21 protein-coding genes and 1 pseudogene are annotated in these 25,244 nt (G+C 49.1%); 6 read left to right on the forward strand and 16 right to left on the reverse strand.

Annotated elements, in window-relative coordinates; genetic code table 11:
- Positions 1-164: 164 nt before the first annotated feature.
- Positions 165-722, forward strand: coding sequence for a class I SAM-dependent methyltransferase (locus tag GSO_RS10580; RefSeq protein ID WP_010491926.1), 558 nt, complete (start codon positions 165-167; stop codon positions 720-722).
- A 375-nt stretch (positions 723-1,097) separates the two neighbouring features.
- Here the strand turns inward: GSO_RS10580 and GSO_RS10585 are convergent, their stop codons facing one another.
- The 3 genes from GSO_RS10585 to GSO_RS10595 form a co-directional block, all read right to left on the reverse strand.
- Positions 1,098-2,153, reverse strand: a complete 1,056-nt coding sequence (locus GSO_RS10585) for an RlpA-like double-psi beta-barrel domain-containing protein (protein ID WP_010491928.1) — start codon at positions 2,151-2,153, stop codon at positions 1,098-1,100.
- Between the two features lie 263 nt (positions 2,154-2,416).
- Positions 2,417-3,037 (reverse strand): type 1 glutamine amidotransferase, encoded by a 621-nt coding sequence (locus GSO_RS10590; protein ID WP_010491930.1) that lies wholly within the window; start codon positions 3,035-3,037, stop codon positions 2,417-2,419.
- A gap of 20 nt (positions 3,038-3,057) precedes the next feature.
- Complete coding sequence (locus tag GSO_RS10595; protein ID WP_010491932.1) at positions 3,058-3,804, reverse strand: TIGR02452 family protein; 747 nt, start codon at positions 3,802-3,804, stop codon at positions 3,058-3,060.
- 142 nt (positions 3,805-3,946) lie between these two features.
- On the opposite strand from GSO_RS10595, the gene GSO_RS10600 reads away from it, so the two are divergent.
- On the forward strand, positions 3,947-5,335 hold the full coding sequence (locus GSO_RS10600) for a hemolysin family protein (protein ID WP_010491934.1): 1,389 nt from the start codon (positions 3,947-3,949) through the stop codon (positions 5,333-5,335).
- Positions 5,336-5,734: 399 nt separating this feature from the next.
- On the opposite strand, the gene GSO_RS10605 is transcribed toward GSO_RS10600, so the two are convergent.
- Positions 5,735-6,532 (reverse strand): alpha/beta hydrolase, encoded by a 798-nt coding sequence (locus GSO_RS10605; RefSeq protein WP_010491937.1) that lies wholly within the window; start codon positions 6,530-6,532, stop codon positions 5,735-5,737.
- The gene (locus GSO_RS10610) at positions 6,519-7,520 is read right to left on the reverse strand and encodes an acyltransferase family protein (protein WP_029345583.1); all 1,002 of its coding nucleotides are present in this window, start codon (positions 7,518-7,520) and stop codon (positions 6,519-6,521) included. The genes GSO_RS10605 and GSO_RS10610 overlap by 14 nt, the downstream gene beginning before the upstream one ends.
- 161 nt (positions 7,521-7,681) lie before the next feature.
- Between GSO_RS10610 and GSO_RS10615 the strand changes: the two genes are divergently transcribed.
- Entirely contained in the window at positions 7,682-9,139 is a 1,458-nt protein-coding gene (locus GSO_RS10615; protein WP_010491940.1) for an MDR family MFS transporter, read from the forward strand.
- A complete protein-coding gene (locus GSO_RS10620) occupies positions 9,136-9,639 on the forward strand; it encodes a DUF4811 domain-containing protein (RefSeq protein ID WP_010491943.1) in 504 nt (167 codons plus the stop codon). Before GSO_RS10615 ends, GSO_RS10620 begins: the two co-directional genes overlap by 4 nt.
- 338 nt (positions 9,640-9,977) lie before the next feature.
- Here the strand turns inward: GSO_RS10620 and GSO_RS10625 are convergent, their stop codons facing one another.
- The 7 genes and pseudogenes from GSO_RS10625 to groES all read right to left on the reverse strand — a co-directional run bounded on the left by GSO_RS10625 (position 9,978) and on the right by groES (position 20,068).
- Positions 9,978-10,526 (reverse strand): Maf family protein, encoded by a 549-nt coding sequence (locus tag GSO_RS10625; protein ID WP_010491945.1) that lies wholly within the window; start codon positions 10,524-10,526, stop codon positions 9,978-9,980.
- Positions 10,523-12,478: a DNA mismatch repair endonuclease MutL gene (gene mutL, locus GSO_RS10630; protein ID WP_010491947.1), complete on the reverse strand. Its 1,956-nt coding sequence runs from the start codon at positions 12,476-12,478 to the stop codon at positions 10,523-10,525. Before mutL ends, GSO_RS10625 begins: the two co-directional genes overlap by 4 nt.
- A gap of 4 nt (positions 12,479-12,482) precedes the next feature.
- Positions 12,483-15,056: a DNA mismatch repair protein MutS gene (gene mutS, locus GSO_RS10635; RefSeq protein WP_010491949.1), complete on the reverse strand. Its 2,574-nt coding sequence runs from the start codon at positions 15,054-15,056 to the stop codon at positions 12,483-12,485.
- Positions 15,057-15,346: 290 nt separating this feature from the next.
- Positions 15,347-17,176, reverse strand: a pseudogene (gene kimA / locus GSO_RS10640) (potassium transporter KimA).
- Positions 17,177-17,518: 342 nt separating this feature from the next.
- Complete coding sequence (locus tag GSO_RS10645) at positions 17,519-17,869, reverse strand: DUF1827 family protein (RefSeq protein ID WP_010491953.1); 351 nt, start codon at positions 17,867-17,869, stop codon at positions 17,519-17,521.
- Positions 17,870-18,113: 244 nt separating this feature from the next.
- Positions 18,114-19,751 (reverse strand): chaperonin GroEL, encoded by a 1,638-nt coding sequence (gene groL / locus GSO_RS10650; protein WP_010491955.1) that lies wholly within the window; start codon positions 19,749-19,751, stop codon positions 18,114-18,116.
- 35 nt (positions 19,752-19,786) lie between these two features.
- Positions 19,787-20,068, reverse strand: coding sequence for a co-chaperone GroES (gene groES, locus GSO_RS10655; protein ID WP_003567052.1), 282 nt, complete (start codon positions 20,066-20,068; stop codon positions 19,787-19,789).
- 154 nt (positions 20,069-20,222) lie between these two features.
- On the opposite strand from groES, the gene GSO_RS10660 reads away from it, so the two are divergent.
- Together GSO_RS10660 and GSO_RS10665 are read left to right on the forward strand one after the other, a co-directional pair.
- Positions 20,223-20,867 carry a CPBP family intramembrane glutamic endopeptidase gene (locus tag GSO_RS10660; RefSeq protein ID WP_010491982.1) on the forward strand — a complete coding sequence of 215 codons (645 nt, stop codon included), beginning with the start codon at positions 20,223-20,225 and terminating at the stop codon, positions 20,865-20,867.
- A gap of 80 nt (positions 20,868-20,947) precedes the next feature.
- Complete coding sequence (locus GSO_RS10665; protein WP_010491984.1) at positions 20,948-22,006, forward strand: LCP family protein; 1,059 nt, start codon at positions 20,948-20,950, stop codon at positions 22,004-22,006.
- Between the two features lie 78 nt (positions 22,007-22,084).
- On the opposite strand, the gene GSO_RS10670 is transcribed toward GSO_RS10665, so the two are convergent.
- The 4 genes from GSO_RS10670 to GSO_RS10685 form a co-directional block, all read right to left on the reverse strand.
- A complete protein-coding gene (locus GSO_RS10670) occupies positions 22,085-23,128 on the reverse strand; it encodes a hypothetical protein (protein WP_010491986.1) in 1,044 nt (347 codons plus the stop codon).
- Positions 23,129-24,016, reverse strand: a complete 888-nt coding sequence (locus GSO_RS10675) for an ATP-binding cassette domain-containing protein (protein ID WP_010491988.1) — start codon at positions 24,014-24,016, stop codon at positions 23,129-23,131. It abuts the gene before it with no gap.
- On the reverse strand, positions 24,013-24,381 hold the full coding sequence (locus GSO_RS10680; RefSeq protein WP_010491990.1) for a GntR family transcriptional regulator: 369 nt from the start codon (positions 24,379-24,381) through the stop codon (positions 24,013-24,015). Before GSO_RS10680 ends, GSO_RS10675 begins: the two co-directional genes overlap by 4 nt.
- Positions 24,382-24,488: 107 nt before the next feature.
- Positions 24,489-25,142, reverse strand: a complete 654-nt coding sequence (locus GSO_RS10685; RefSeq protein WP_010491991.1) for a redox-sensing transcriptional repressor Rex — start codon at positions 25,140-25,142, stop codon at positions 24,489-24,491.
- Positions 25,143-25,244: the final 102 nt, after the last annotated feature.

Consider the following 25,244-nt stretch of genomic DNA (forward strand, 5'->3'; position numbering starts at 1 on the left):
TTTGTTTAACTTTTCCGAACTTTTTTCAGTGTTTCCTTAGACAAGCTCCCCGCTGTGTTAAATCAGGCCTCGTTAAGCTGTTAACTCATCGCCGACAAACCTGCAAGATCAACCGACATCTTGGGTCATTTTCCTCTATAATGAATGTGAAAGGTTGTGAACCTATGGACACGCCCTATCCTAATATGCAAGATAATCCCAACATGCCATTCGAATCAGGTGACGATCAACCAGTGTGGCAGGCACTTGTCAAGAAAATGCCGCCAGTAACGGATCTGCGTGTGCTTGTGATTCATTGTGGTGACGGCTGGTTTTGCCGCTATGCCTTGAACCATGGTGCGGCGGCCGTACTGGGCATTGATACCGATACCGCTGCCATCCAAAGTGCCCGTGCAGTGGCCAGTTCCGATCGGCTGCGCTATCGCATCATGCCTGATCATTGGTTAAAACTGCTGACCGGCCCTTACGATCTGATTGTCGGCGCATTTAACCAATCCCCTGCCGAGTTGCGCACTATCACCCATGTACTTAGTCAATTACTTAGCGCTAAAGGGCAGCTCATTGCAGCGGTGGCGCCGCCTAAACAGCCAACTGGCGACCAGCTTGCCGTTGATGAACTGATTAGTTCCCAGCTGGTGATTAATCGCTGGTTTCAGGTCACCGATAAACGGCTGACTCAGGCTGCGCAACTTTATTTGCTACTGAGTTCCCGTGTGCGGTGACTCTTCGCAAAAGCGTGACAGGGACCCAGATAGTCCATGAACGACCATAAATGCGTTCTCCGGCGCAGAAGTCTGCGTATAAGGACCTTGGTCGCAATGGCCTAAGCCCAGGCTATCACGCCAAGGCCGCTTACACTCCAGCTTCTAACCGCGCCAGTTCACGCTCTGGCTTAAACGCGTTCTCCGGCGCAGAAGTCTGCGTATAAGGACCTTGGTCGCGATGGCCTAAACCCGGGCCATCACGCCCAAGGCCGCTTACACTCCAGCTTCTAACCGCGCCAGTTCACGCTCTGCAAAAAAAACGCACTCGTTGCTTCCCTGTATCGGGAAACTGCGAGTGCGTTTATTTTTGAATCAAGTTAATGGCAAATCGCTTTAGCCAATCACTTCAACCGTTGCAGAGAGAACCCCTGCTGAAGGAATCTGATCATTTGGCATTGCAACGTCAAGCTGACGTGGGTTGCCTGCTGCAAATGAACCTGTGTCATTGACGGTCCGTTCTAAGACCTGACCATTTGACATGGTGATGCGTAACTTGGTGCCTTTAGGGAAGACGCTTAAGTTAGCGGCAACACCGTTGTAGCCCATGTTGCTACCTAAAACAGACGGATCATAGAAACTGATCTTGAAGGTGCCTTGGTTGCTAGTTGCTTGTTGTTGGGTTGCCTGTTGAGGTTGAGCTGTCTGAACCGCTGTCTGCGTTGTCTGAACGGTTGCCTGGCTGGCAGGTTGTTGTGCCTGCTGTTGTTGAGCGGCAGCCTTAGATGCAGCAGCTTGTTGTTGCTGGAGCGCAGCTTGCGAAGCAGCAGCTGCTTGTTGTGCTTGCTGTTGGGCAGCGGCCGATTGCTGAGCTTGTTGCTGAGCAGCGGCTTGCGAAGCGGCAGCAGCTTGCTGAGCCTGTTGTTGTGCCTGTTGCTGGGCAGCTGCCTGAGCTGCACTTGATGCGGCCGCACTTGATGCTGCAGCATCTTGAGCAGCAGCACTTGATGACGCCTGAGCATTGTTAGAAGTTGACTGAGCGGCCTGTTCAGCTGGTGACGTTGTCTGCGTCGGTGCGGCGCTTGCGTCAGCCTTCTGGGTTAACGGTGCCAGTTGCTGCAAGGTATTGATGCTCAAGTAGCGTTCTGGAACCCAGCCATGATCGGCAGTTTCATACCAAATTTCCGAATAAACTTTTTTACTATTAACAAATTGAAGATGCTCGCCAGTTGTAACGTAACGTTTTGCTTGTTGTCCCACTGTCGGTGAGGTCCAAACGGTTGTTGCGCCGCCATTATAGGTAACATTGGCTTCGGTTTTATCACTAGCTGGTGCACTGACGGTTGTCGAATCAGTATCTTTCGTTGCTGCGCTAACGTGACTAGGTTTGGACAAAGCAACGGCGGATAATGCAACGGCTGAGAATAATACTGTACTTAAGAGCTTTTTCATGTTCGTAGTTCCTCCTGATTTCATGTGGTGACTTAACTAACTGTGGCTTAGTATAGTCAGTGAGTATTACGAACATGTATTCGCGGTGTTGCGGTTACGTTAAGTTCTATGACAAAAGATTACATTAGGTTACATCCTTAACATTAAAAACCGCAAACCCCTGCTGTAGCGCGGTTTTTCTTTCAGCGTAACTTCAAAAAATCTTTGCGAATAACCTTGATTTTTCGCGTCAATCGTCAATAAAAAGTTGTTTTTACGCATTTTTAGCCAAAAAGTTGCTCAAGTATCCCATTAAGAACCTTGTGTCCGGGTGCCAAAATGGCTTCATTAACCGGGCCTTGCGGTTTACCGGCAGCGGTCCCCATCGCTGTAATCATGGTCGGCGTCACTTCCAGATGAAACTGCAACCCGACGATCCGATCGTGATATTTAAACCCTTGAAGTGCCTGGTCATTTTCGTATAACACTTGACTGCCCGGCAATCGGCTCATCGCTTCCCCATGCCAATGGAAAACGTTAAGCAGCGTCCCATCACTGGTCCTGACCGTGCCGATTCCTTCTTCCGGTTTTTCCATCGGGTAGACGTTGGCACCAAAAGCCTTGGTGATCTGCTGAGCCCCCCAGCATATGCCAAGAACCGGTCGATTCAGTTTGTTCAAACTGCGAATCAAAATCCGTTCGGCTGCTAGCCAAGCGAGATCGTCATTGACGCTCATGGGGCCACCAAGCACAATCAAGCCATCAATGTCTGCCGGATTCAATTGCGCAATCGGATCACCTTGATCAGGCCGGTAAGTGACAGTTTCGATTGAATGCTTATCGACCCAGTTTTGAATGACCCCTAGGCCTTCAGCATCCGCGTGTTGCATGACTGTGAGTTTCATCGGATAATTCCTTTCTTCCCTTATTCGTCTTCACCTTTTAAGGCAGCAGCAAACGACTTAATCGACCTCATCTGCGGGTCGTAAATTGCAAAATAAACGCGCTTGAATGCGCCGGCAAACTCCGGTAACAACAACGCCTTCCGAAAAACGCGGGCAACTGGCTTGATTGGGTTACCAAAAACGCCGGTACCGAATGCGCCCAGAATTAACTGATCAACTTCATGCGCCTTAAACGCCCGCAGCGTCTGTAAAACCTTAAACGCAATGTCATTCATAGCCGTCGCGTCATCCAGCTGCGGATCAACGCGGCGATCAGGTGCCGCGACAGTGACGATATCGACATATTTCTTTGGCAAACGGCGTCCCTGATCGTCAAAAACCTGTCGCACATGTTCTGCATAAATAAGTTTTGAGCTAAACAGGCCGCGATTAGGCTGTTTGCAGTTCTGATCATAATAATCCGCCATGTGCTGTTCCAGCGCCGGCACCAAAAATGTTCCCTTCGCAATCGCTTCTTCCTGCGCCCGCGCGCCAAACGCCACACCACCGCCTGGATGAACCGGACTGGCAAAGTTCATCACGCCGACTTTGCCAGTCAACTCACTCATTAGTTGAAAAACATCCACGTTGCGAATCGCAATCTGCGGCATTTCCGTCCCTGTTGCCGGTGTCCGTGGCAGCGGTTTGCTAATCAGCTGGGTTTTGGGCATTTCCGGCTCGACTTTAAAAACCTTCATTGTTTCCCAATACATTTTGACTTGTTCCATTTCGGCGTCTCCCCTCGAATCGCATACTCGTTGATACCAGCATAACGCATAATATAGAAGCAATCGATGAATTATCGTTCATTTGGCTCATTCAATGTTAAAATTAAGTTTGTAAAGCTACATGAAATGAGGAATGGAATACATGGAAAGTGGCCAAATCGTCCCCAATTTATTGGTGATGCTTGTCACCTTTTTCTTCGCAGCGTTTTTTGTTGCCTGTGAATTTGCACTGGTTCAAAGTCGTCCAAGTGCCTTGGAGGAAATGATCGACAAAGGCACTGGGCGCAAAGCGAAAATTGAGCGCGCCTTGCGCATGGTTCACAACTTAAATGAGTATCTGTCAACGACCCAGGTTGGTGTTTCACTGGCCGGCATCATTTTAGGGTGGATCGGGGAAACCACCGTTGAATTCTTGCTGGTTGATCTGTTTGGCCTGACCCACTTAAGTTTGCCAAATGGCAGCCTGCATGCGGTCGGCGCTATTTTGGGGGTTATTATTTTAACCTACTTGGAAGTGGTGCTCACCGAAATTGTTCCGAAAAACATTTCTATTGATTATCCAATTAAAACGTTAATGCTGGTTGTGACGCCGCTACATTACTTCCATATCTTGTTTTTCCCATTTGTCTGGTTGCTGAACGTCAGCGCCACCGGCATTGTCAAAATGATGGGCATGAAGCCAGCCGATGAAGGTAACGAGGCCTTCTCCCAAGCCGAAATTCTGAACCTTAGTAAGAATGCTGTTACTTCCGGCGACATGGAACAAAATGATGTCATTTATATGCAGCGGGCATTTGAGCTCAATGACAAAACGGCCAAAGACATCATGGTTGACCGTACCAGCCTGTTTGTGATCGATATTAATACCACCGTTAAGGAAGCCTTGCGCGACTATCTAACTCAAGGCTATAGCCGGTTCCCGGTTGTGGCAAACGGTGACAAAGATAAGATTCTGGGGTATGTCTACATCTATGATCTCGTCAAGCAAGGGCAAGTCGATCCATCCGTGAAAGTCTCCAAGCTGCTGCGTTCGATTATCAATGTGCCTGAAGTTACCCCGATTCACAATATTTTGACGCAAATGATCAAGAAACAAACGCCAATTGTTGTGGTCGTCGATGAATACGGTGGCACTAGCGGCATCGTCACTGATAAAGATATTTATGAAGAGCTGTTTGGTACGGTTAAAGATGAAATCGACGATGTCTCCGACGAGTACATTCGGAAAACCGACGATCCCAAAGTATTTCGGGTCAGCGGCAAGACGACACTCTGGGACTTTGAACGTTTCTTCCACACTAATATCAAAGCGTTCACGGATTCCGAGATCATCACCATTGCCGGCTTTATCATGGAAACGCATCCCGATCTGAAGTTGCATGACAAAGTCAAAATCGATCACTTCAACTTCACCGTCGCTGATTTCTCCCGCGGCTTCGCCAACTGGTTTGACGTCACCCAGGATCCAAAGCCGGTCAAGCAAACCGTTGCTGAGGAAGTTAAAGAGGCAAAAGATAAGAAGCAGGAATAGTTGGCAGCGTTAAAGTCTTGCGGCTGAAAATGTTTTTTGCCGTGCCAAACTCCACAATCTCCGGCCAGATGGGGTGGCGACGCGAAGCTAGAGCGGAGGGCACGACTTCGAGCCCGCAAAGTACGCGGTCTCGAAGCTCGGCCTCATTGTAGGCGGTAAACCGCCAACAATGATTTTCACAGCTGAGCCCCATCTGGCCTACGATTGCTCCGCTTTGGCACTCATATCATAAATAACCCAACTGAATCACCCATGGAAACAAAAGGTGACCATACTCAACCATTATTGCAGAGTATGGTCACCTTTTTATTGTAACTATGAATTATGACTCAGCAACATTTTGTAGCTCTGATAAATCGCCGCAAAACCATTTTCCAAACTCACACTTCACGGCCAACCCTATTTTCCCCAGATAAACTGCAACATCGCGCGGTCGACCGTCACATTGTGTTCATGGAGCTGGCTGTGTTGAGCATGGGGGCCAGTGACTTCAAGTGTCTGATACTTGGTGAGGCCACGAAGCAGATAGCCTAAGCTCAAGGCAGAGTTGACGCTCACAACAGTATCGGTATCCGTACCGTCTTGAACATTGCCGTAAATATTCAACACCGACTTAGCGCGGAAATGCGTGCGGTTCTTCAATAACCGCGCATACTCAGGCCGAATCAGGTTCGGCCGCCCATCTGCTGCAAGCTGTAACTGATGTGGCTGGTCATTCCAGCCGAGCAAGCCGTCGTACGGGCCGGCAATCGCAACGACTTTTTCCAATTCAATCGGTGTTTGCGCCATCGCCGCCGCAATGACGGCATAGGCACCCATACTATGACCCACGGCGTTTAACTTCACCACGCCATAGCGCTCATGCAGCATCGTAAAAATTTTAGCCAGCCACTGACTATCTACTTCCTCGCCAGCAGTGTTGTTTTGAAAAATCACTTGAATAATCGGCGCAGCAGTGGTGTGTAACGTACCACGAACATCTAACTGACCCGTTGGACTTACCGTAATCACCATACTGCGTTTAGCTACCCCCGCAGCTTCGGCGCCTTCAATCAGCTGATTGGTTGAAAAAGCCGTACCCCGATAACCATGAACGAAAATGGTCGGTGTCGTGTCCGCTTCCACCAATTGCGTGCCTGGCGCCAGCCCAACGAGTAAAATCACCACGACCAGCAATAACCGTTTAATTAAACGCATATAATCCCCCACCTTGCCAACGTTCCCGAACGCAGCGGCCCGCATAAGCAAGGAAAAGAGGAATCGTGACACCGGCAATCACCAGAACAAGTATATTAGGATCACCGAACTTCTCCAAAACATAGCCGACCGCTTTATGACCATACATTATAGGTAGTGTACTACGGCCAATGCGATCTAACCAGTTTCCTGCAAAAGTTCCTGACACTATTTTGGCTCCAGCAAATAAACCGCCGCAGATGATGACTGGCGCCCATCCCGCCAGAAGTGGATCAGTTAAGTGATGGGATTTCATATAAAGCAAAAAGTCGATTTGGCCACGCGACTGCGCAGTAAACAGCACTGCGAAAAGGCCGACAGCGACCACCATAAACCACGGCTTGGTGACAACTTGCCGGGCATAATGGAATAACCACCAGCCGACAAACATATACGGCAAAGCAACCAGTACTAAATCAAGGTTGCCTGGAATCGGAAATCCTAAAGCTGCCTCAGCGTTAGGATAACTGAACCCTAACCAGAAAAGTCCGGCCATTAAAACCGCCTCTTGCCAGACTTTTGGCATATAGCCACGTAATAGACTAAACAGTAAACTACTGAAGGCATAAACTGTCATAAACCAAAAGACCGATAAATAACCATTCAGTTCGGTTCCGCCATAAACCAGTCGCCGCAAATAATCCAGGGTAAATGCAGGCGTGCGTTGCTCAACCACAAAATTCAGCAAAATCAGCCCCACGCCGTATCCAAAATACTGCTTGAACATTGGCCAGAACCGGCGCCTCAGATAATCTCTTAAAGTCGGCAACGTTGTCGGCTTGACGAAGAAACCGCCAATCATAAAGAACAATGGCATATGCCACCAATATAAGCTTTCATAAAACGTTGTATTGCGCGGATAGAAATGCCCCAACACAACTGCAATGATTCCGAGGCCTTTGGCAACATCAATCCATTCAATGCGTTGATGCGTCGATTGGACTTTCACGTTTTGAAACGCCCCTTCCGTATTCATTAACTTACTTTTAGGCTAACAAGTCGCAACGATGTTTTTTTGATACCTTTTTAAAGATTTTGTGAAGGCCATTCACCCAAACCTGCTGTTGACGTGCTAGACTGGATTATAACGTTTTTAGAAAGGACACGATTTTGTTGACACCAACTGATGTTAATGGGCATCCATATAATCGTTTGCTACTTGTCATCACCCTATTGATCGGCACGTTTACGACCTTCTTAACTCAAACCATTCTCACCACGGCTTATCCGACACTGATGGCTGATTTTCATATTAGCGCCAGCGCGGTTCAGTGGCTGACAACCGGCTTCATGTTAATTATGGGCATCATGATTCCGGTTTCCGCGTGGCTGTTGGACAAATTCAACGTCAAACACCTTTATTTGACCGCCATGACCATTTTCTTCTTAGGGTCGCTGATTTGCTGGCTTGCCGGCGATTTTCAGATGCTGCTAGCCGGCCGTCTCATCCAGGCAATTGGTGTCGGCATGTCCATGCCCACCTTCCAGACCGTGATGTTCACCATCTTCCCACCGGAAAAACGCGGCAGCGCCATGGGCTTAGCCGGCATCGTCATTGGCTTGGCGCCGGCGATCGGGCCGACACTTTCCGGCTGGATTTTGCTGCATCATACCTGGCGTGCGTTATTCGCCGTCATCATGCCAATTGCTGCCGGGGTTGTGTTATTGGCCACTTACAGCATGCGGAAAGTTTTGCCGACGTCACATCCCAAGATCGACGTACCATCGATTATTGCTTCGACGCTTGGGTTTGGCGGCTTATTGTATGGCTTCTCAACAGTCGGCGATGCCGGCTGGACGGACACTCAGGTTCTGATCAGTCTCGCGATTGGCATTATCTTTGTCGCCTTGTTCTGCTGGCGGCAACTGCATCTCAAAACACCGCTACTGGAATTGCGAGTCTTTAAATCCAAGACCTTCACATTAAGTGTCATTTTGACCGCGGTCGCCTTTATGTCGATGGTCGGGGTTGAAATGGTGCTGCCGATGTATATTCAGACAATTCGTGGCGAAAGTGCCTTTCATTCCGGGATGATTTTGTTCCCGGGGGCAATTATGATGGGGATCATGAGTCCGATCACCGGCCGGATTTTCGATCGAATTGGCGCCAAACGTTTGGCTGTCGCTGGCCTGTTTCTGCTGGTCGCCGGCACCTTGCCGTTGATGACGTTAACTGAAACCACGCCGCTGATTTATATCACGACAGTTTATACCGTGCGGATGTTCGGGATCACCATGGTCACCATGCCGGTCACGACTGCCGGGATGAACGCCTTACCAACGCATTTAATCAACCACGGAACGGCCGTGAACAACACGATTCGGCAAGTGGCGGCATCGATCGGGACTGCGATCCTGGTCTCAGTTTTGTCGGTCGTCACCAAGGGCGCAACGCCGGCAGCTAGCGGCAAGGCCCTTGATCCAATTGATTACGCCAACGCGCTACATCAGGCTACCTTGGCTGGCTATCGGGCGGCTTTTGCCGTTTCGTTGGTCATGGCAGCGCTAGGCTTAATACTGAGCTTCTTCTTGAAAAATGACGCCATGGATCGGAGGGACGCCTCATGATTATCTTATTGTTGATCATCGGTGCCATCGCCTTTTTCTGGGCTGTCGTGTTAATGAAACCCAGCCGCCAGCGGCCATTAGCCATCATTGTCAGTGGCTTGCTGGTTTTAGGCCCGATTGCTTTGTTGAGTGTGAATGATCTTTACCATGTTGGTTTTACGATTGACGAAACCACCGAGTTGCAACCACTGGCACCCATGAATGACCAATTGCAGATTATCAGCCAGCCCATCGGTACGGCTAAAAAACATATTGCTTACCGCTACCGAATTTCCGGCGACGCCATCGATCACACAGTCAAGCCAAGTGCCACCATCAAGACGAAACTGAAACACGGCACCATTCCGCAAGTCGCTGTCACCGAGCAGAAACTCAAATACAGCAACGTCTTTGCCGCCATCATGTTTGCCGGCTCCGGGGAACAAGGCAAAACCATCGGCAAGGTCTACACCTTCACCCTACCAAGCAACTGGCAGGTTGTTAAATCACCTAAGAGTTAGAGATATTGAATAATCCATTAGTGACAGCATTCAAAAAAGACAAATGGCGCCCTATAACCCACACACGGGAGGAGCGTCATTTGTCTTTTGTTTTCGGATAGACAATTGACAATTTATACAAGCCTAAGAATTGTAGTGCCAAAGCGGAGCAATCGTAGGCCAGATGGGGCTCAGGGGTGCAATTGTTGTTGGTGGGGCGACTTTTGCCCCGCCTACAACAAGGCCGAGCTTAGAGACTCTGCCGATTTTGCAGAGGCTCTAAGTCGTGCCCACCCCGTTCCAGCCCCAGCTGGCCGGAGATTGCGGAGTTTGGCACGGCAAAGAATTCTTTTTATAAGCTAAGCCAACAACATGCGATACAACGTGCTGATCGGTAGACCCATCACATTGTAAAAGTCGCCGTGAATGGACTTAACCAGCAAGGCTCCGGCATCTTGAATCCCGTAGGCACCGGCCTTGTCTTGATAAGCATCTTCCTGCAAATAGGACTCGACTTCTGCTTCCTCAAGTGGCCAGAACGTAACATCGGTGCCTACGACTTGTTGGCGCACCGTGCCATTATCCAAACGTACCCATAAGCCGGTATACACTTGATGGGTTTGGCCGCCAAGTGCGGTGATCATCTGCTTGGCTTCTTGCCGGCTATGCGGCTTGCCCAGCAATTTGCCCTGAAACGCCACCATAGTATCTGCCGCGATGATCGTAGCACCCGGATAGCTGGGCACCAACGATTCGCCTTTTGCCTTCGCGAGACTCTGGACATATTCCGGCGGCGCTAAAACCGGCAGCGCCCGCTCATTAATCGCGGCCGGATGGCTCTCAAAACTGGGAATAATTCGCTTGAGCAATTCCTGCCGCCGCGGTGAGTGACTTGCCAATATGATCATGCCTGCATTTCCCCGCTTTCATGACTATCTTGAATCCGTTTGAACATTTTCTCCAGATCCGTATTGGAAAAGTGCACCAGAACCGGCCGACCATGCGGGCAATTAAACGGATTCTCGCATTGCGGCAGCTTTTGAATCAGTGCGCGCGCCTGCTTGTCGTCCAGATGATGATTAGCCTTGATGGCCCGTTTACAGCTCATCATGATGGCGGTTTTTTCCCGAAACGCCGCCACCGTTATTTTACCGTCGCGCAGCACCCAATCCACCATTTCCTTGATCGTATCCTCTTCCTGGCCGGCTTTAAACCAAGTCGGGTGATGTTCAACTACAAAACTATTTTGGCCGAAGTCTTCCAGATACAGGCCGACCGATTCCAAAACATCGCGGTGCGTCCGAATATCAATCGCATCGGCGGCGGAGTAATCCAGGACAATCGGCACTAACAAGTGTTGCTGATCGGTGCTGACTTTGCCGATTTCCTGACGATAAAATTCGTAGTTGACCCGCTCCTGCGCGGCATGCTGATCCAAAATATACAGACCGTCGCTGGACTCAGCTAGCAAGTAAGTGCCGTGAACCTGCGCCAAATACGTTAAATCCGGAAATCGCTCAGCTGGTTCGTTCCGCTTCAGATCTTGCGCTGGCAAGTCTTCCACCAGCGCTGGTGCTACATTGGCATCCAACTGCTGATAACGCTGATCCCACGCAGCCAGCCGTTGCGGTTCGCTAAAGATTGGCCGATCATCCAAATCATCCATGGTTAAGTCCGGCGCTGTCTCGGCAGACGGCGTTGATCCAGCTTGAGGCGTATTTACAGGCTGGTCATGGGTTTCTTCGCGTAGTTCAGTTCCCTGCGGCGGCGTTGGTGCAGCTGTTTTCGGGCTGATTTTATTCAGCGTTAATTCCAGCTGATCCAGGTCATAGTGCTCACGTTTAGGCAGGTTATCCAACGCGTCTGGAATGAGATTTTCTTTTGCTAACCGACTCCGAATCGCTTCACTCAGCAGATGGCTGAGCTGATCTTCCTTGCTCAGACGCACTTCCGCTTTCGTCGGATGCACGTTGACATCAACCAAGGCTGCATCCATCTGAATCGTGATGACACCCATCGGATACCGCCCGACCATGAGTTTGGAACCGTAGCCGGCAATCACGGCTTTGGTGAGCTGAAAATTTTTGATATAACGACCATTGACGACTAGGCTCAAGTAATTGCGCGAGGCCCGCGTGGTTTCCGGCAAACTGGTTAAACCACTCACTTGAAAATCAAGATCCTGCGCCTGAAAGTCAACCATCGACCGCGCAACCGGCAAGCCATAGATTCCCGCAAGCGTTTGCCGCAGATCGCCTTGACCCGCAGTCCGGACGACCATATTGCCATCGTGCGACACCGTAAAAGCAATGCTGGGATTAGCCAAGGCCAGCCGACTAACGATATCGACAATTTTCCCCAGCTCGGTCTGCTGTGACTTCATGTACTTCAGGCGCGCTGGTGTATTGAAGAACAGATCAGACACTTCAACATCCGTGCCCCGGCGATGCGCCGCCGTAGTTTGATCCTCGACTTTACCACCCTTCACGTGAATCTTGGCGCCGATGCCAGAATCTGTCGCCGTCGTTAACGTGACATCGGCAACCGCCGCAATACTGGCCAAAGCTTCACCGCGAAACCCTAACGAATGCACATTAAACAAATCCCGCGTCGTCAGAATTTTGCTCGTCGCATGGCGCAAAAAGGCGGTCGCAACATCGTCAGGATCAATCCCGACCCCGTTGTCGCTGACCTGAATTTTCTGCAAGCCAGCTGCTGACACCTTCACGTCAATCTGGGTTGCCTGGGCATCGATGCTGTTTTCCACTAATTCTTTTACCACGCTGGCCGGGCGTTCAATGACTTCCCCGGCAGCAATCTGGTTACTTAACGTGGCGGATAGCTGATGAATTTTTGGCATAAAATCACTTCTTCTTTAAACGTTTCTGAAGGTCGAAAATCAAATTCATGGCGTCCATTGGCGTCGCATCCATCAAATCAAACTTAGCTAGTTTCGCCAAAATCGGACTGTTCTTCGGTTGCGGTTTAGGTTCCTCGAAAAGCGACAATTGTTGATCCGTCACTTGGCTTGCAGCTGCCGGCACGGTTTTTTCCGGTGTCGCGGCTTCAAGCTGTTGCAGAATCGTATCGGCGCGATCCAATAAGTCTGGCGGTAGGCCGGCCAACTTGGCCACATGGATCCCATAGCTTTTATCTGCCGGCCCTGGCATCATTTTGTGCAGGAAAACCAGGTTGCCATGCTCTTCGACCGCACCGACATGGACATTCTTGAGCTTCGCCAATGAATCCGACAGACTGGTCAGTTCATGATAATGGGTGGAAAATAGCGTCTTGGCATGCACGTGATCATGCAAATATTCGATAATCGCCTGTGCCAGCGCCATGCCATCATAAGTCGCCGTTCCGCGTCCGATTTCATCAAAGAGAATCAGACTCGAAGCCGTTGCATGACTCAGTGCCGCGTTGGCCTCTAGCATTTCGACCATAAACGTGCTTTCCCCATTCGCCAAGTCGTCCGCCGCGCCAATGCGGGTGAAGATTTGATCAAAAATCGGTAAATCCGCAGCATCAGCTGGAACAAATGATCCGGCCTGCGCCATGATCACAATTAACGCCAACTGCCGCATGTAGGTACTTTTCCCGGACATGTTAGGGCCGGTAATCAGCAGCATATCCGTATCCTGGTCCATGATAACATCGTTAGGAATATAGCTGTCTTGCCCCAAAACGTGTTCGACAACCGGATGTCGGCCGCCTTTAACATTAATGTCGTGGGTGCCGGCATGCATCGTCGGCCGGACATAGTGATTGTTTTCAGCCACTGTCGCAAAACTTTGCAAGACATCCAATGCCGAAATCTGGGCGGCTAACGCTTGGAGCCGTTTAATCTGAGCTTTGACCTGATCGCGAATATCCTGAAAAAGATCATACTCCAGCGCGGTTGAACTTTCCTGTGCTTCAAGAATCAAGGTCTCTTTTTCTTTCAGCTCAGGCGTGATGAACCGCTCGGCATTTGTCAGCGTCTGTTTGCGTTCGTAGCGGCCTTCCGGTACCTTGTCCAAATTGGACTTAGTAACCTCGATAAAGTAGCCAAACACCTTGTTATACCGGATTTTCAAGTTGTGGATGCCGGTGGCCTTGCGTTCTGATGCTTCCAGTTCCGCAATCCACTGCTTGGAATTCTTCATGGCATCGCGATACTCGTCTAACTTCTTATTGTAACCGCGTAAAATCAAGCCGCCATCAGTCACCGAAATTGGCGGCTCCGGCTCAATCGCTCGGCGAATCAACCCAGCAACATCGCTGACTGGATCGATTTTACCGCGAAGTGCCTTAAAACTGCCATCATCAAGCTTGCTTAGGACATCCTGAATCGCCGGCACCTGATCAAGTGAGGTTTGCAATTGAATCAAGTCGCGTCCGTTAACCGTGCCAAAAGCCACGCGACCGGCTAACCGCTCCAGATCATAAACTTTGGTTAGTCGCTCCTGAAGCTCGCTGCGTTCAAAAAAGTGATCCAGCAAGTCCTGAACCTGATTTTGTCGTACGCTGATCGCGCCAATATCTAACAGTGGTCGTTCCAACCATTGCTTCAGCAAACGCCCGCCCATCGCGGTTTTCGTTGCGTCCAGCAAAGACAATAACGTATCGCCTTTGCGCCCAGTACGACTGTTTTGCAGAATATCAAGATTGCTGCGGGCATCCTGATCCATTTCCAGATACGCTGACGGTTGGTAGGCCACGGCTCTTTGGATATGGGCCAAGCTCCGTTTCTGCGTGTTCAACAAATAAGCCATCAGCATTTGCACAACGGCGGCTTCGGCGGGATCGGTCAGATCTTGCGACACATAACTGCCTTCACTCGTTGGCTGACTGTCAGGCTGAACCGACAACAAGCGCTCGCCTTTTTTCAACATGGCTGCGTCATCATCAGTCAGGTCTTCCGGCACCACGATTTCTTTGGTCGCGAGGGCACTCAATTCGTTTTCCAAGGCAAATTTACTTTTGAGATCGGTCACCTTCAGCTCGCCGGTGGAAACATCGCCATAAGCAAAGGCATAACCGCCAGCGTGTGGCAAAACGGCAGTAATATAATTATTTGTCTTTGCGGCGCCGGCTTTGATGTCAACATTGGTCCCCGGGGTGATCAGCTGGATCACGGCGCGCTTGACCATCCCCACGGCTTTTTTAGGATCTTCCATTTGCTCACAGATAGCGACTTTATACCCATGATCAATCAGAATATCAACATAACTCTGCACCGCATGATGCGGTACCCCTGCCATCGGAATCGGATCATCCGCACTCTTATTCCGTGCCGTCAAGGTCAGCTCAAGCAACTGTGCGCCTTTGATGGCATCATCGTTGAACAATTCGTAAAAATCGCCAATTCGATAAAATAAAAATGCATCCGGATACTGCGCCTTAATCGCATTATACTGTTGCATCATTGGCGTATCACTGGTTTTTTGCGGCACAAACTTCACCCTTTGTCTTTGACTATCTCTGATGTTCTATAACCTATATTTTAACAGGTAAGTCAACAGAGCGCGAACAGGGCCGGTTAGAAACCGGAACATAAGTGGCCTTGGGCGTGATGGCCCGGGCTTAGGCCATTGCGACCAAGGTCCTTATGTGGAGGTTTCTGGCCCAGTGAGCGCGTTTTCAGAGCGCAAATAGACACGGTTAGAAACCAAAAAAGCGAATGAACCCACACCTATGGAATTCATCCGCCTCTATTGCATGTCTCTCCAACCTACCTAAACGGTCACTTCTTCAAATGATAACTGTAAGTGGCAATAATCACGTTTTCGCGGCTTGCAAACGCAGCGCGTAGACGGAAGTTGGTTTAGTTATGGAGAATATTTTGCCACTTTTTGCGCGGTACGAATTGCGGAATTAGCACCGTGGTCGTGAAGTTGCGTTTAGCAGCATTCCGCGCCACGATGTCGACGAAGCGAATTGTCGGTGCTTCAATCGAACGATACGACGAGTGAATATCGACAAACCGGACATCCGGAAAATCAGCCCGAAATTCGCTTTGCGTTTCTTTTTCCTTATTCGGATTCTCATCCATCGAGACGTGCATCGCAATGACATAATCGCCGATGGACTGCGCATAATTCAGCGCGGCGCGGGTCACCCGCGTCACATTGCCGACAAGCACAATGACGGTGCTGCCATCGTACTCATGCTCCTCAACATCTGCCGGCAATCGTAACTGCGCGGCCACTTTACGATAATGATCATGAATCTTGTAAAACATAAAGATGGCGAGCGGCATGACGATGAAGAACGGCCAGATATCAAACAGCCGGTAAGCAAATAAGATGACCAGAATCGCGAACGAAATCAACGCACCAGAAAGGTTGGCGACCGTTTTGCCAATCCAGCCCTTGCCGCGGTGCCGGAACCAGTGAATGATCATCCCGGTTTGCGACAACGTAAACGGAATGAACACGCCGACCGCGTACAATGGAATCAGACGCTCCGTGGATCCCTGGAAAATGGTGATCAACGCCGCCGAGCCCAGCGCCAAGGTCAAAATCCCATTGGAATAACCCAGCCGATCACCGCGATCCAGGTACATATGCGGCATAAACTTATCCTTCGCTAAGTTGAACGCTAAGACCGGAAAAGCCGAGAACCCTGTGTTGGCAGCAACCGCCAAAATTAACGCGGTCGCAAATTGAACGACATAATACATGATGCCGGTGCCACCAAATGTTTCTTTGGCAACCTGTGAAAGTACCGTCACCTTCGCCATCGGCACTAAACCATACCAGTAGTTCAAGAACGTGATCCCGGCAAAGAAGAACCCCAGAATGCCAGCCATAATCGCTAACGTTTTGGCTGCATTCTTTTCCTTGGGCAACTTGAAAAACGGCACCGCATTACTGATCGCTTCAACCCCGGTCAGTGAACTGGATCCGCTGGAAAACGCCCGGAAAATCAACGCCATCGACACGCCGGGAATCGCTGCGCCGACCAATGAAGTTGCCTTATACGGAATGGCACCACTGACAACCTGATAAAGTCCCCAGACGATCATCACGGTCATCACAAGCACAAATAGATAAACCGGAATCATCAGAAAATTAGCCGATTCGCTCATGCCACGTAAGTTCATGCCCATCAAGATAAAAATGATGATCAGCGAAATCGCCACCTGATGGCCATACAGCGCAGGAATCGCACTAGTGATCGCCTCGGCGCCGGCCGAAACCGAAACCGATACCGTCAGCATGTAATCAATCAGCAACGAAGCACCGGCCGTTAAACCGGCATTGCGACCCAAATTTTCGCTGGCAACAACATAGGCCCCGCCACCACTAGGGTAAGCATGGATAATCTGCCGATATGAAAGTGTCAGCGAAATCAGTAAGACTAAAACGAACGCCGCAATCGGTAACGAATACCAAATTGCCGCAGCCGACAGTGTCGTGAGGACCAAGACAATCTGCTCGGTCCCATAAGCCACACTGGACAAAGCATCTGACGACAGCATCGCCAATGCTTTGAAGATGTTAAGCTGTTGACCACCTTCCTCGGAAGATTTCAAAGGCCGACCAATGAACAGCCGTTTCAAGTGCATCATTTTCTAAACTCCTATTAACCCACACCGGTTCAAAAATTTTAATGAATCGTAAACAAACATGCATTAGTGTACTCTAAATTTTGGCTTACGCCTACCTTGTTTCATCTTAACTTATATGTGCCGCCAGAAACACCGGTTGGATCGATATTTGTCAGCGGGTATGGTTCGGAAAAAGCCACGATCAGGCATCACTCTATCTGGGGACTAAGGGTTTTCGTTGACTGCGGTTTTTTATAACGCATTTGTCAGCTCAGAGACTTAAGTGTAAGGGCCTCAATCCCAGTGACAAAAAACAACATTGGGGTTGAGGCCACTTACACGCCAACTTCTAACCGCGCCAGTTCACGCTGACGCTTTTTCTACAATAACAACATCATGTACCTTCAATTTACGATGGACTTCATGTTCGATCTCGCTTTTGGCGGCGTGGTCGATTTTTAGCTCGGTTTTTGGTGTGTCTGGCAATAGTTTCTCGAGGACAAAATCAATTTCGGCATCTTTGATGGTGCGCTTGTCATGAGTCAGGACAATATCGATTTGGTCGAATCCTTCCACATAATAAACATGTACCGATCCTAGCGTGTAAAGTTCGAAATACTTGACTGGCTTGCGACTGTATAAAAAGCGCATGGTGTGCGGAAGCATCTTGTGTAAACTGGCATTAAGCCGAATGGGATTTTGAATCAATTTCATATAACTCGTCCCCTCTTATTTGACATGGAAAAATAGCAACGTTAACTGTTTACCAATTTTATTTTAACAAGGAAAGGTGGTCAATGCCTATGATAACGCTTGGCACGAGTTTGAAGGGTACAAAAGACGTGCCATCATACGTTCGCTAGCCCAGAAATCGGCTGGCTCACGCTCACATATAAAAAACACCAGCAAAGTTCGCTGGTGTTTTATTTGTGTTCTTCTTTTTAAGGATAGGACGAAATTACATCATGCCGCCCATGCCACCAGCTGCTGGGTTTGCACCTGCAGCACCCGCGTTGTTATCCTTTGGTTCTGGCTTGTCAGCAACAACCGCTTCAGTGGTCAGCATCAAAGCAGCAACTGATGCAGCATTTTGCAATGCGGAACGGGTAACCTTGGTTGGGTCGATGATACCTGACTTAGCCATGTCTTCCCATTCACCGGTTGAAGCATTGTAACCAATGCCTTGCTTTTCCTTCTTCAATTGTTCAACGATGACAGAACCTTCGCGGCCAGCGTTTTCGGCAATCTGGCGAACAGGTTCTTCAAGGGCACGCAGAACAATGTTGATCCCGGTCTGAACGTCGCCTTCTTCTTTCAAAGCAGCGACTGCAGGGATGACGTCAACCAAGGCAGTACCACCGCCGGCAACGTAACCTTCTTCAACGGCAGCACGGGTCGCGTTCAAAGCATCTTCGATCCGATACTTACGTTCCTTCAATTCGGTTTCGGTTGCAGCACCGACCTTGACAACCGCAACCCCGCCGGCTAACTTAGCCAGACGTTCTTGCAACTTCTCACGATCGAAGTCGCTGGTTGTGTCGTCAATTTGCTTCTTGATGATGTTAACCCGTTCAGCAATGGCATCCTTGGAACCTGCGCCATCAACAATCGTGGTGTTGTCCTTGGTAACGGTAACTTTGCCGGCACGACCCAATTGTTCAATCTTGGTATCCTTCAGATCCAAGCCAAGATCGGAACTGATCACGGTGCCACCGGTCAAGGTTGCAATGTCTTCCAGTTGTGCCTTGCGCCGATCGCCAAAGCCAGGGGCCTTAACTGCAACAACATTGAAGGTACCACGAATCTTGTTAAGAACCAGGGTTGGCAATGCTTCGCCGGCAACATCGTCAGCAATGATTAACAGTGCCTTACCTTGTTGAACGATTTCCTGCAATAGTGGAAGGATATCCTGAATGTTGGAAATCTTCTTATCGGTAATCAGGATATATGGATCGTCCAGATCAGCTTCCATTTTATCATTGTCGGTTACCATGTATTGACTCAGATAGCCGCGATCAAACTGCATCCCTTCAACAACGGAAAGTTCAGTGTCGATCCCTTTGCTTTCTTCGATGGTAATAACACCATCATGGCCAACTTTTTCCATGGCGTCCGCAATCAGATTGCCGACTTCTTCATTGGAAGATGAAACCGAAGCAACCTGGGCGATTTCCTTCTTGCCGTTAACCTTGTGGCTGATCTTGTGCAGTTCATCAACCGCTGCCTTGGTCGCCTTTTCGATACCAGTCCGAATGCCAACTGGGTTAGCACCGGCAGTTACGTTCTTCATACCTTCACGAATGATGCTTTGTGCCAGAACCGTTGCGGTTGTGGTACCATCACCGGCGATATCGTTTGTCTTGGATGCAACTTCCGCTACCAACTTAGCGCCCATGTTTTCGTAATGGTCTTCTAAGTCAATTGACTTGGCGATCGTAACACCGTCGTTGGTGATTTCCGGTGCGCCATAGCTCTTATCCAAAACAACGTTGCGGCCTTTTGGTCCTAAAGTTGTTTTTACCGTGTTTGCTAACTGATCCACGCCACGCAGCATAGCGGTACGTGCATCCTCAGAGAATTTAATTTCTTTTGCCATTGTTTTTATTCACCTCAAAATTGATCGATTATTTTTTACGCAATTGCCATAATGTCTTTTTCGTGCAGTACGAGGTAGTCTTGACCTTCATACTTTACTTCAGAGCCGGCGTATTTGTCGTATAATACAGTATCACCAACTTTGACAGCCATTGGCAGACGCTTGCCTTCCGGTGTCAAGGCGCCTTCACCTACTGCGACAACTTTGCCGGTTTGCGGCTTTTGCTTGGCATTATTGGCTAAGACAATGCCGCCAACAGTCTGTTCCTCTTCTTCAACGACCTCGACAATCACGCGATCTCCTAATGGTTTTAACAAGGCAATCCCTCCACATTACATTTTTTGATTTAGCACTCGCTATGTCTAAGTGCTAACTACAAAAGTAACTATAACGAGTTTTCCGGGTGAATGCAACCCCAAAACCCGGGAATGTTATACTAATTTTGGATATTTTTTCAAAGGAGTCCCTTATATGTCACTGCAAAAACATGCCTTTTCCGTTGTCGGTGCTTACCTCGTCACGTTTATCGCTAACCTTTTGATTTTCCAATTCATGCCGGTTGGGCGGCTCAGCCTTGGTATTGTGACCTTAATCAGTGTCATCGCAATGATTACTGCGGCGTATAGCGAACGGCAACTGGTCATTGCCAACGCGATTGAAGCCCCTGGCGTCCTCGCACCACAACAGCGCGTTTTCTGGGGTGTCATCGGCATTGCCGGCGTCTTGGCTGCTCAGTTAGTCGGCTCATGGCTTGAAATGATCCTTTTTAAAATGCCGCAAACCAATAGCCAAATTCATCAGCAGCTTTCCAGTATGACCACCAATCCCTGGTACTTTTTGGCAATCGGCCTCGCCATTCCCGTTCTGGAGGAGCTGGCTTTTCGTAAAGTATTGTTCGGTAATCTGGTTAATGTCACTGGCGTTTTCGGTGGCGCTTTGATCGCCAGTCTGTTATTTGCCGTGACTCAACCAGGCGGCCACTGGCTCAGCGCGACCTTGGTCGGATTGGTTCTGGCCTATGATTACCGTCACACCGGCGCCATCAGCACTGCCATCATCGCCCATGTCGGTGCACTATGGGTGGTCTGGCTATATTACATTGCCCACGCGCTGTAAACGTAATCGAATATTAATCTCGTTGGCGCATTCAATCTTCTATAATGGAAATAATGTTTTTATAAAGGAGCCGTTTAAAAATGGAGACCGGTTCAAATCACCGCCACCGTCAACCGCCTAAACGTTTTCGCTGGGGACGCCTCATCGGCTTAATCGTCATTGTCGGCCTGTTTACGGTTGGCGCCTATGCCCTGCGCCTCTATAGCCAGGCAAAATATGCCATCGATAATACATACCATGCCACCAAACACGTCAGCACGGACATCGCCCAAAAGAAGCCATTTGCAGTACTCCTGCTCGGGGTCGACACCGGTGCTGAAGGACGCGTTGAAAAGGGCAACTCCGATACCATGATTGTGGCCGTCGTCAATCCGAAGACCAACAAAACCACCATGGTCAGCATCCCCCGCGATACGGCTGCTGAATTGATTGGCACCAAAGAGTTCAATATGCAGAAAATCAACGCTGCATACAATGTCGGCGGTTCTGATATGGCCATCAACACAGTCTCTAAACTTGTGAATGTGCCGATTTCTTATTATCTGACGATCAACATGGGCGCGCTGGAAAAAGTCGTCAATGCGGTCGGTGGGATTGACGTTGATGTTCCGTTTTCATTCCAGGATCCATACACTGGCAACCAGAAATTCAAAAAGGGCCGCATGCATTTAAATGGCAACATGGCACTTGCCTACTCACGGATGCGCCACGCTGATCCGGAAGGCGACTATGGCCGGCAAAAGCGCCAGCAACAAGTCATCAAAGCAATTTTGAAAAAAGCCGTTTCTGTCGGATCGCTTGGCAACTTCACTAAACTCATGGATACGATTTCCAAAAACATTGCCACTAATCTGAGTTTTGCCGATATGCAAAGCATTTTCATGAACTATCGCGGCGCTGCCAAAACCATCACAACCGATCATCTCAAAGGGGTTAATGCATGGGTCGGTGACGGTGCTTATCAAATCGCCTCAGATGCCGAAATGCAGCGGGTTTCCGATAAGCTGCGCAAAGCACTGGGCCTGCAAACCGAAACCATCAGCAACGAAGAAACCAAACAAAATGCCAAGAACACCCAGTTTGATTTCAAGGCGACGACCGATCAAAATTACATTATCTTCACACCGTATGATCGTTAACCTCCTTGCAAGTAAAAACCGCCTGCCGACTTATGACGTCGGCGGCGGTTTTTTAGTGGCATAGAACTCTGCTCAGAACTATCGAACCATCAGCTGTTCTTGCGCACGCTCGCGATGCAGCCACCAGAGACCGAGCGCGAGAACACCGATAATGGAGACACTGTAGGACAACAATTCATTTTGGAACAGCCAATCGCCAAAATTGAAAGGGACAACAATCAAGGCATAGACAAAAATGACCCAGCGGAGTTTTGGCAACAATAGGATGTCGCCCTCGTTTTCCAGTGAAATCCGGTCAAATAGCCAGCGAGTGAGCCAGTACCCAGCCACGCTAATCGTTAACGCCAGTATAAACAAGAGCAGGAATAACTGATCGCCACGCGGTAAAAGTGACCAATAAGAACGGTGGTTCACAGCGTTATAAACCATGAACCGTTGAATCGCACTGGCACCAAGCCACCCGCCAAAAAGCCCAAAGACAAACATGCCGAACAACGTGGAAAAAATACTGCCAACGCCAATGCCAACGGTGAACAAAAAGCTGTCAATGGCCAGATTCATCATCAATAAGCCCAAAATATTCAAGCCGCTAATGCCAACATACTCGGTCGGCACGCCAGCGAAAATACCAAGCAGAAGAATGCCGATGCCAAGTGTTGTAGTTCCGAGTAAACACGTCAGCCCATACCAGTAACGGGCAGCAAAAAATTGTCTTCGCTTAAATCGGCTTTTAAACATGGCCACATTAAAACTGCTTGCCTGATCCATCCCAGCCATAGCTAATCCGAGCAGTAATGGGATTGCATAATGGATGATCGTTATGATTTGTCCGACCACTAAAGACGAATAAAGCTTATCGCGTTGCGGCATAACAAAATAACGCTGTTCCTTAAGGTAAGTTGCATAACTTTCATTTACAAGGCTTGTATCATGATATTTAGCCGCTCTTTTTTTCTCCTCAATAAACTGTGTGAACGTCATAGTATTTTTTTGTTGCTCGTGATATGTGTTTAACGACTCACCCGTATTAAGCAGCGCTAATAACACAACAAAAACAAACATCACACGAACAAGCGCCTTATGCCTCATCCGAACAAGTTTCAACAACTGATGATCACCCATCTAGCCCACCTCCGCATGTTTTTTTCGAAATTCAACTTTAAACAAATCCGACAACGACAATGGCAGGCTTTCGTTCAAAACCGGCTGCTCAGCTTGCAGTGCCGCTTGCACATCTGGTGTGAAATCAGGAAAAACGACTTCAATGACGCGCCCACGGATGTTTAAAATGCGGCCATGCTGTTTGATCACCGCCGGAATTTCCTTGGTTCGGAATACCAGCTGCAGTTTCACCGCTTGCTGACGGACATTTTCCAACGTAAGATCGCGGCTGATGCGGCCATCTTTGACGAATAAAACACGATCGGATAAACCGTCTAATTCGGCGAGATTGTGGGACGCAATCAGAAAAGTCCGCTGACCATCGGCTACCGCATCCACCACCAAGTTGACAATGCGCTCACGAATCAAGACATCCAGCCCGTCGAATGGTTCATCGAGAAAAACATACGGGGATTGGCTCGCCAAAGCCATCGCCACCATGACCAGCGCCTGATACCCTTTGGATAGCCCCTGAAACCGTTGGCCACCGGTTAACCCGAATTTTTTAATCAGGTGCAGAAACGCTGCTTGATCGAATGAAGGGTAAAGCAAGGCATACGTTGTCGCAATTTTGGCCAATGCATACTTGCGAAAGAATAAATGTTGCTGATCTAAGTAAAAAATGGCTGCTTGTTGCGGTGATTCGTTTGTCAGATCATGCCGATCCAACGTGACCGTCCCGCCGTCAGCGATATACTGGCGGGTGACGGTACGAAAAATCGTGGTTTTGCCGATACCATTTGGGCCGACCAATCCGACAACCTGGCCGCGATCCAGCGAAAACGTGATATCGCGCAGGACTTCCTGATTGGCGATTCTTTTTTGCAATTTAGTCACGATTAAACTCATACACGATGCTCCTCCTTTTCAGCCAACCATGCTTGCAATGTCGCTAAACTGATGCCCAGGCTTTGTGCTTCCACGACAATTGCATCAAACTTTGGGCGGAACGCCGCCACTGCTTTTGAATTCGCATGTTTTAATGGTTCAGCCACAAATGTGCCGCGCCCAGGTTCAACGTAAATCACGCCGTCCGCCTCCAGTTGCTTGTAGGCTTTGGCGACGGTATTGGGATTCAGCTGTTCTTGCTTCGCCATTTCCCGCACCGATGGCAGTTTATCGCCCGGCTGCATAATGCCTTGTAGAATCCGGGTCTTAATCTGCAACACCAAGCGTTCATAGTACGCCAAATGAGTATATGACTCGGTTGCCATTCCGGCGCCCCCTTTCGTACTACGTGTACTATTATACATAGTACACTCAACAACGCAAGAAAAAACGCCGTCCATCTGTCATGGGCGACGCATTTTCTTTTTTTCAGTTAAGCTTCCGGTTCGTTGAGCGTTGGCCCATAATGTTCCAGGAAGTAAATCAAGGTCTGTAGTTCCGTTGCCAAATCGACATTTTGTACCCGCACGTAGCTAGGCACCGAAATGCGAATCGGGGTGAAGTTCATGATCCCCTTAATCCCGGCTTTAACCAAATCATCGGTGATATGCTGGGCGGCATCAATTGGCACCGTCAAAATCACGATTTCAATCTGCTGATCTTTAATTTGCTTAATCATTTCATCCATGGGATAAATTGGTACCCCACTTTGAATGGTTCCGGCTAAATCAGGGTTGATATCGAATCCGGCACTAATCCGAATGTTGTTAGCCTGTCGAAAATTATAATTCAACAAGGCATGGCCAAGATTGCCGACACCAACCAGACCGACATTAGTTAGCCGATCCTGATTCAGAATCTTTTTAAAGAATTTCAGCAAATCGTTGACGTCATAGCCGTAGCCGCGTTTGCCCAGTGCACCGAAATAAGAAAAATCACGCCGAATCGTTGCCGAGTCAACTTTCACCGCGTCCGACAGTTCAGTTGAACTGATCTTGGTTGTCCCGGAATTCGCCAAGAAATTCAAATATCGGTAGTACACGGGTAGGCGTTTCGCCGTTGCTTTGGGGATGATTGTTTCCGCCATGTAAGCAAGCCTCCTGTAGAAGTATTCCCATGCAGAACATGTGAACTGTCCAACATAGTATCTTCTGCTAATATTAGCTGGTTTATGGCCTGAACGCAAGCG

Origin of the sequence: Lacticaseibacillus zeae DSM 20178 = KCTC 3804 (genome assembly GCF_000260435.1) — a bacterium.
Taxonomy (GTDB): Bacteria; Bacillota; Bacilli; order Lactobacillales; family Lactobacillaceae; genus Lacticaseibacillus; species Lacticaseibacillus zeae.

Excerpts from the sequence above, each read along its gene's own strand:
- GSO_RS10625 (WP_010491945.1), bottom strand. The coding sequence starts at position 10,526 with ATGATCATATTGGCAAGTCACTCACCGCGGCGGCAGGAATTGCTCAAG.
- mutL (WP_010491947.1), bottom strand. The coding sequence starts at position 12,478 with ATGCCAAAAATTCATCAGCTATCCGCCACGTTAAGTAACCAGATTGCT.
- GSO_RS10620 (WP_010491943.1), top strand. The coding sequence starts at position 9,136 with ATGATTATCTTATTGTTGATCATCGGTGCCATCGCCTTTTTCTGGGCT.
- GSO_RS10660 (WP_010491982.1), top strand. The coding sequence starts at position 20,223 with ATGTCACTGCAAAAACATGCCTTTTCCGTTGTCGGTGCTTACCTCGTC.
- GSO_RS10585 (WP_010491928.1), bottom strand. The coding sequence starts at position 2,153 with ATGAAAAAGCTCTTAAGTACAGTATTATTCTCAGCCGTTGCATTATCC.
- GSO_RS10605 (WP_010491937.1), bottom strand. The coding sequence starts at position 6,532 with ATGCGTTTAATTAAACGGTTATTGCTGGTCGTGGTGATTTTACTCGTT.
- GSO_RS10645 (WP_010491953.1), bottom strand. The coding sequence starts at position 17,869 with ATGAAATTGATTCAAAATCCCATTCGGCTTAATGCCAGTTTACACAAG.
- groL (WP_010491955.1), bottom strand. The coding sequence starts at position 19,751 with ATGGCAAAAGAAATTAAATTCTCTGAGGATGCACGTACCGCTATGCTG.
- GSO_RS10590 (WP_010491930.1), bottom strand. The coding sequence starts at position 3,037 with ATGAAACTCACAGTCATGCAACACGCGGATGCTGAAGGCCTAGGGGTC.
- GSO_RS10685 (WP_010491991.1), bottom strand. The coding sequence starts at position 25,142 with ATGGCGGAAACAATCATCCCCAAAGCAACGGCGAAACGCCTACCCGTG.
- GSO_RS10595 (WP_010491932.1), bottom strand. The coding sequence starts at position 3,804 with ATGGAACAAGTCAAAATGTATTGGGAAACAATGAAGGTTTTTAAAGTC.
- GSO_RS10670 (WP_010491986.1), bottom strand. The coding sequence starts at position 23,128 with ATGGGTGATCATCAGTTGTTGAAACTTGTTCGGATGAGGCATAAGGCG.
- GSO_RS10665 (WP_010491984.1), top strand. The coding sequence starts at position 20,948 with ATGGAGACCGGTTCAAATCACCGCCACCGTCAACCGCCTAAACGTTTT.
- GSO_RS10580 (WP_010491926.1), top strand. The coding sequence starts at position 165 with ATGGACACGCCCTATCCTAATATGCAAGATAATCCCAACATGCCATTC.
- GSO_RS10675 (WP_010491988.1), bottom strand. The coding sequence starts at position 24,016 with ATGAGTTTAATCGTGACTAAATTGCAAAAAAGAATCGCCAATCAGGAA.
- GSO_RS10600 (WP_010491934.1), top strand. The coding sequence starts at position 3,947 with ATGGAAAGTGGCCAAATCGTCCCCAATTTATTGGTGATGCTTGTCACC.
- GSO_RS10680 (WP_010491990.1), bottom strand. The coding sequence starts at position 24,381 with ATGGCAACCGAGTCATATACTCATTTGGCGTACTATGAACGCTTGGTG.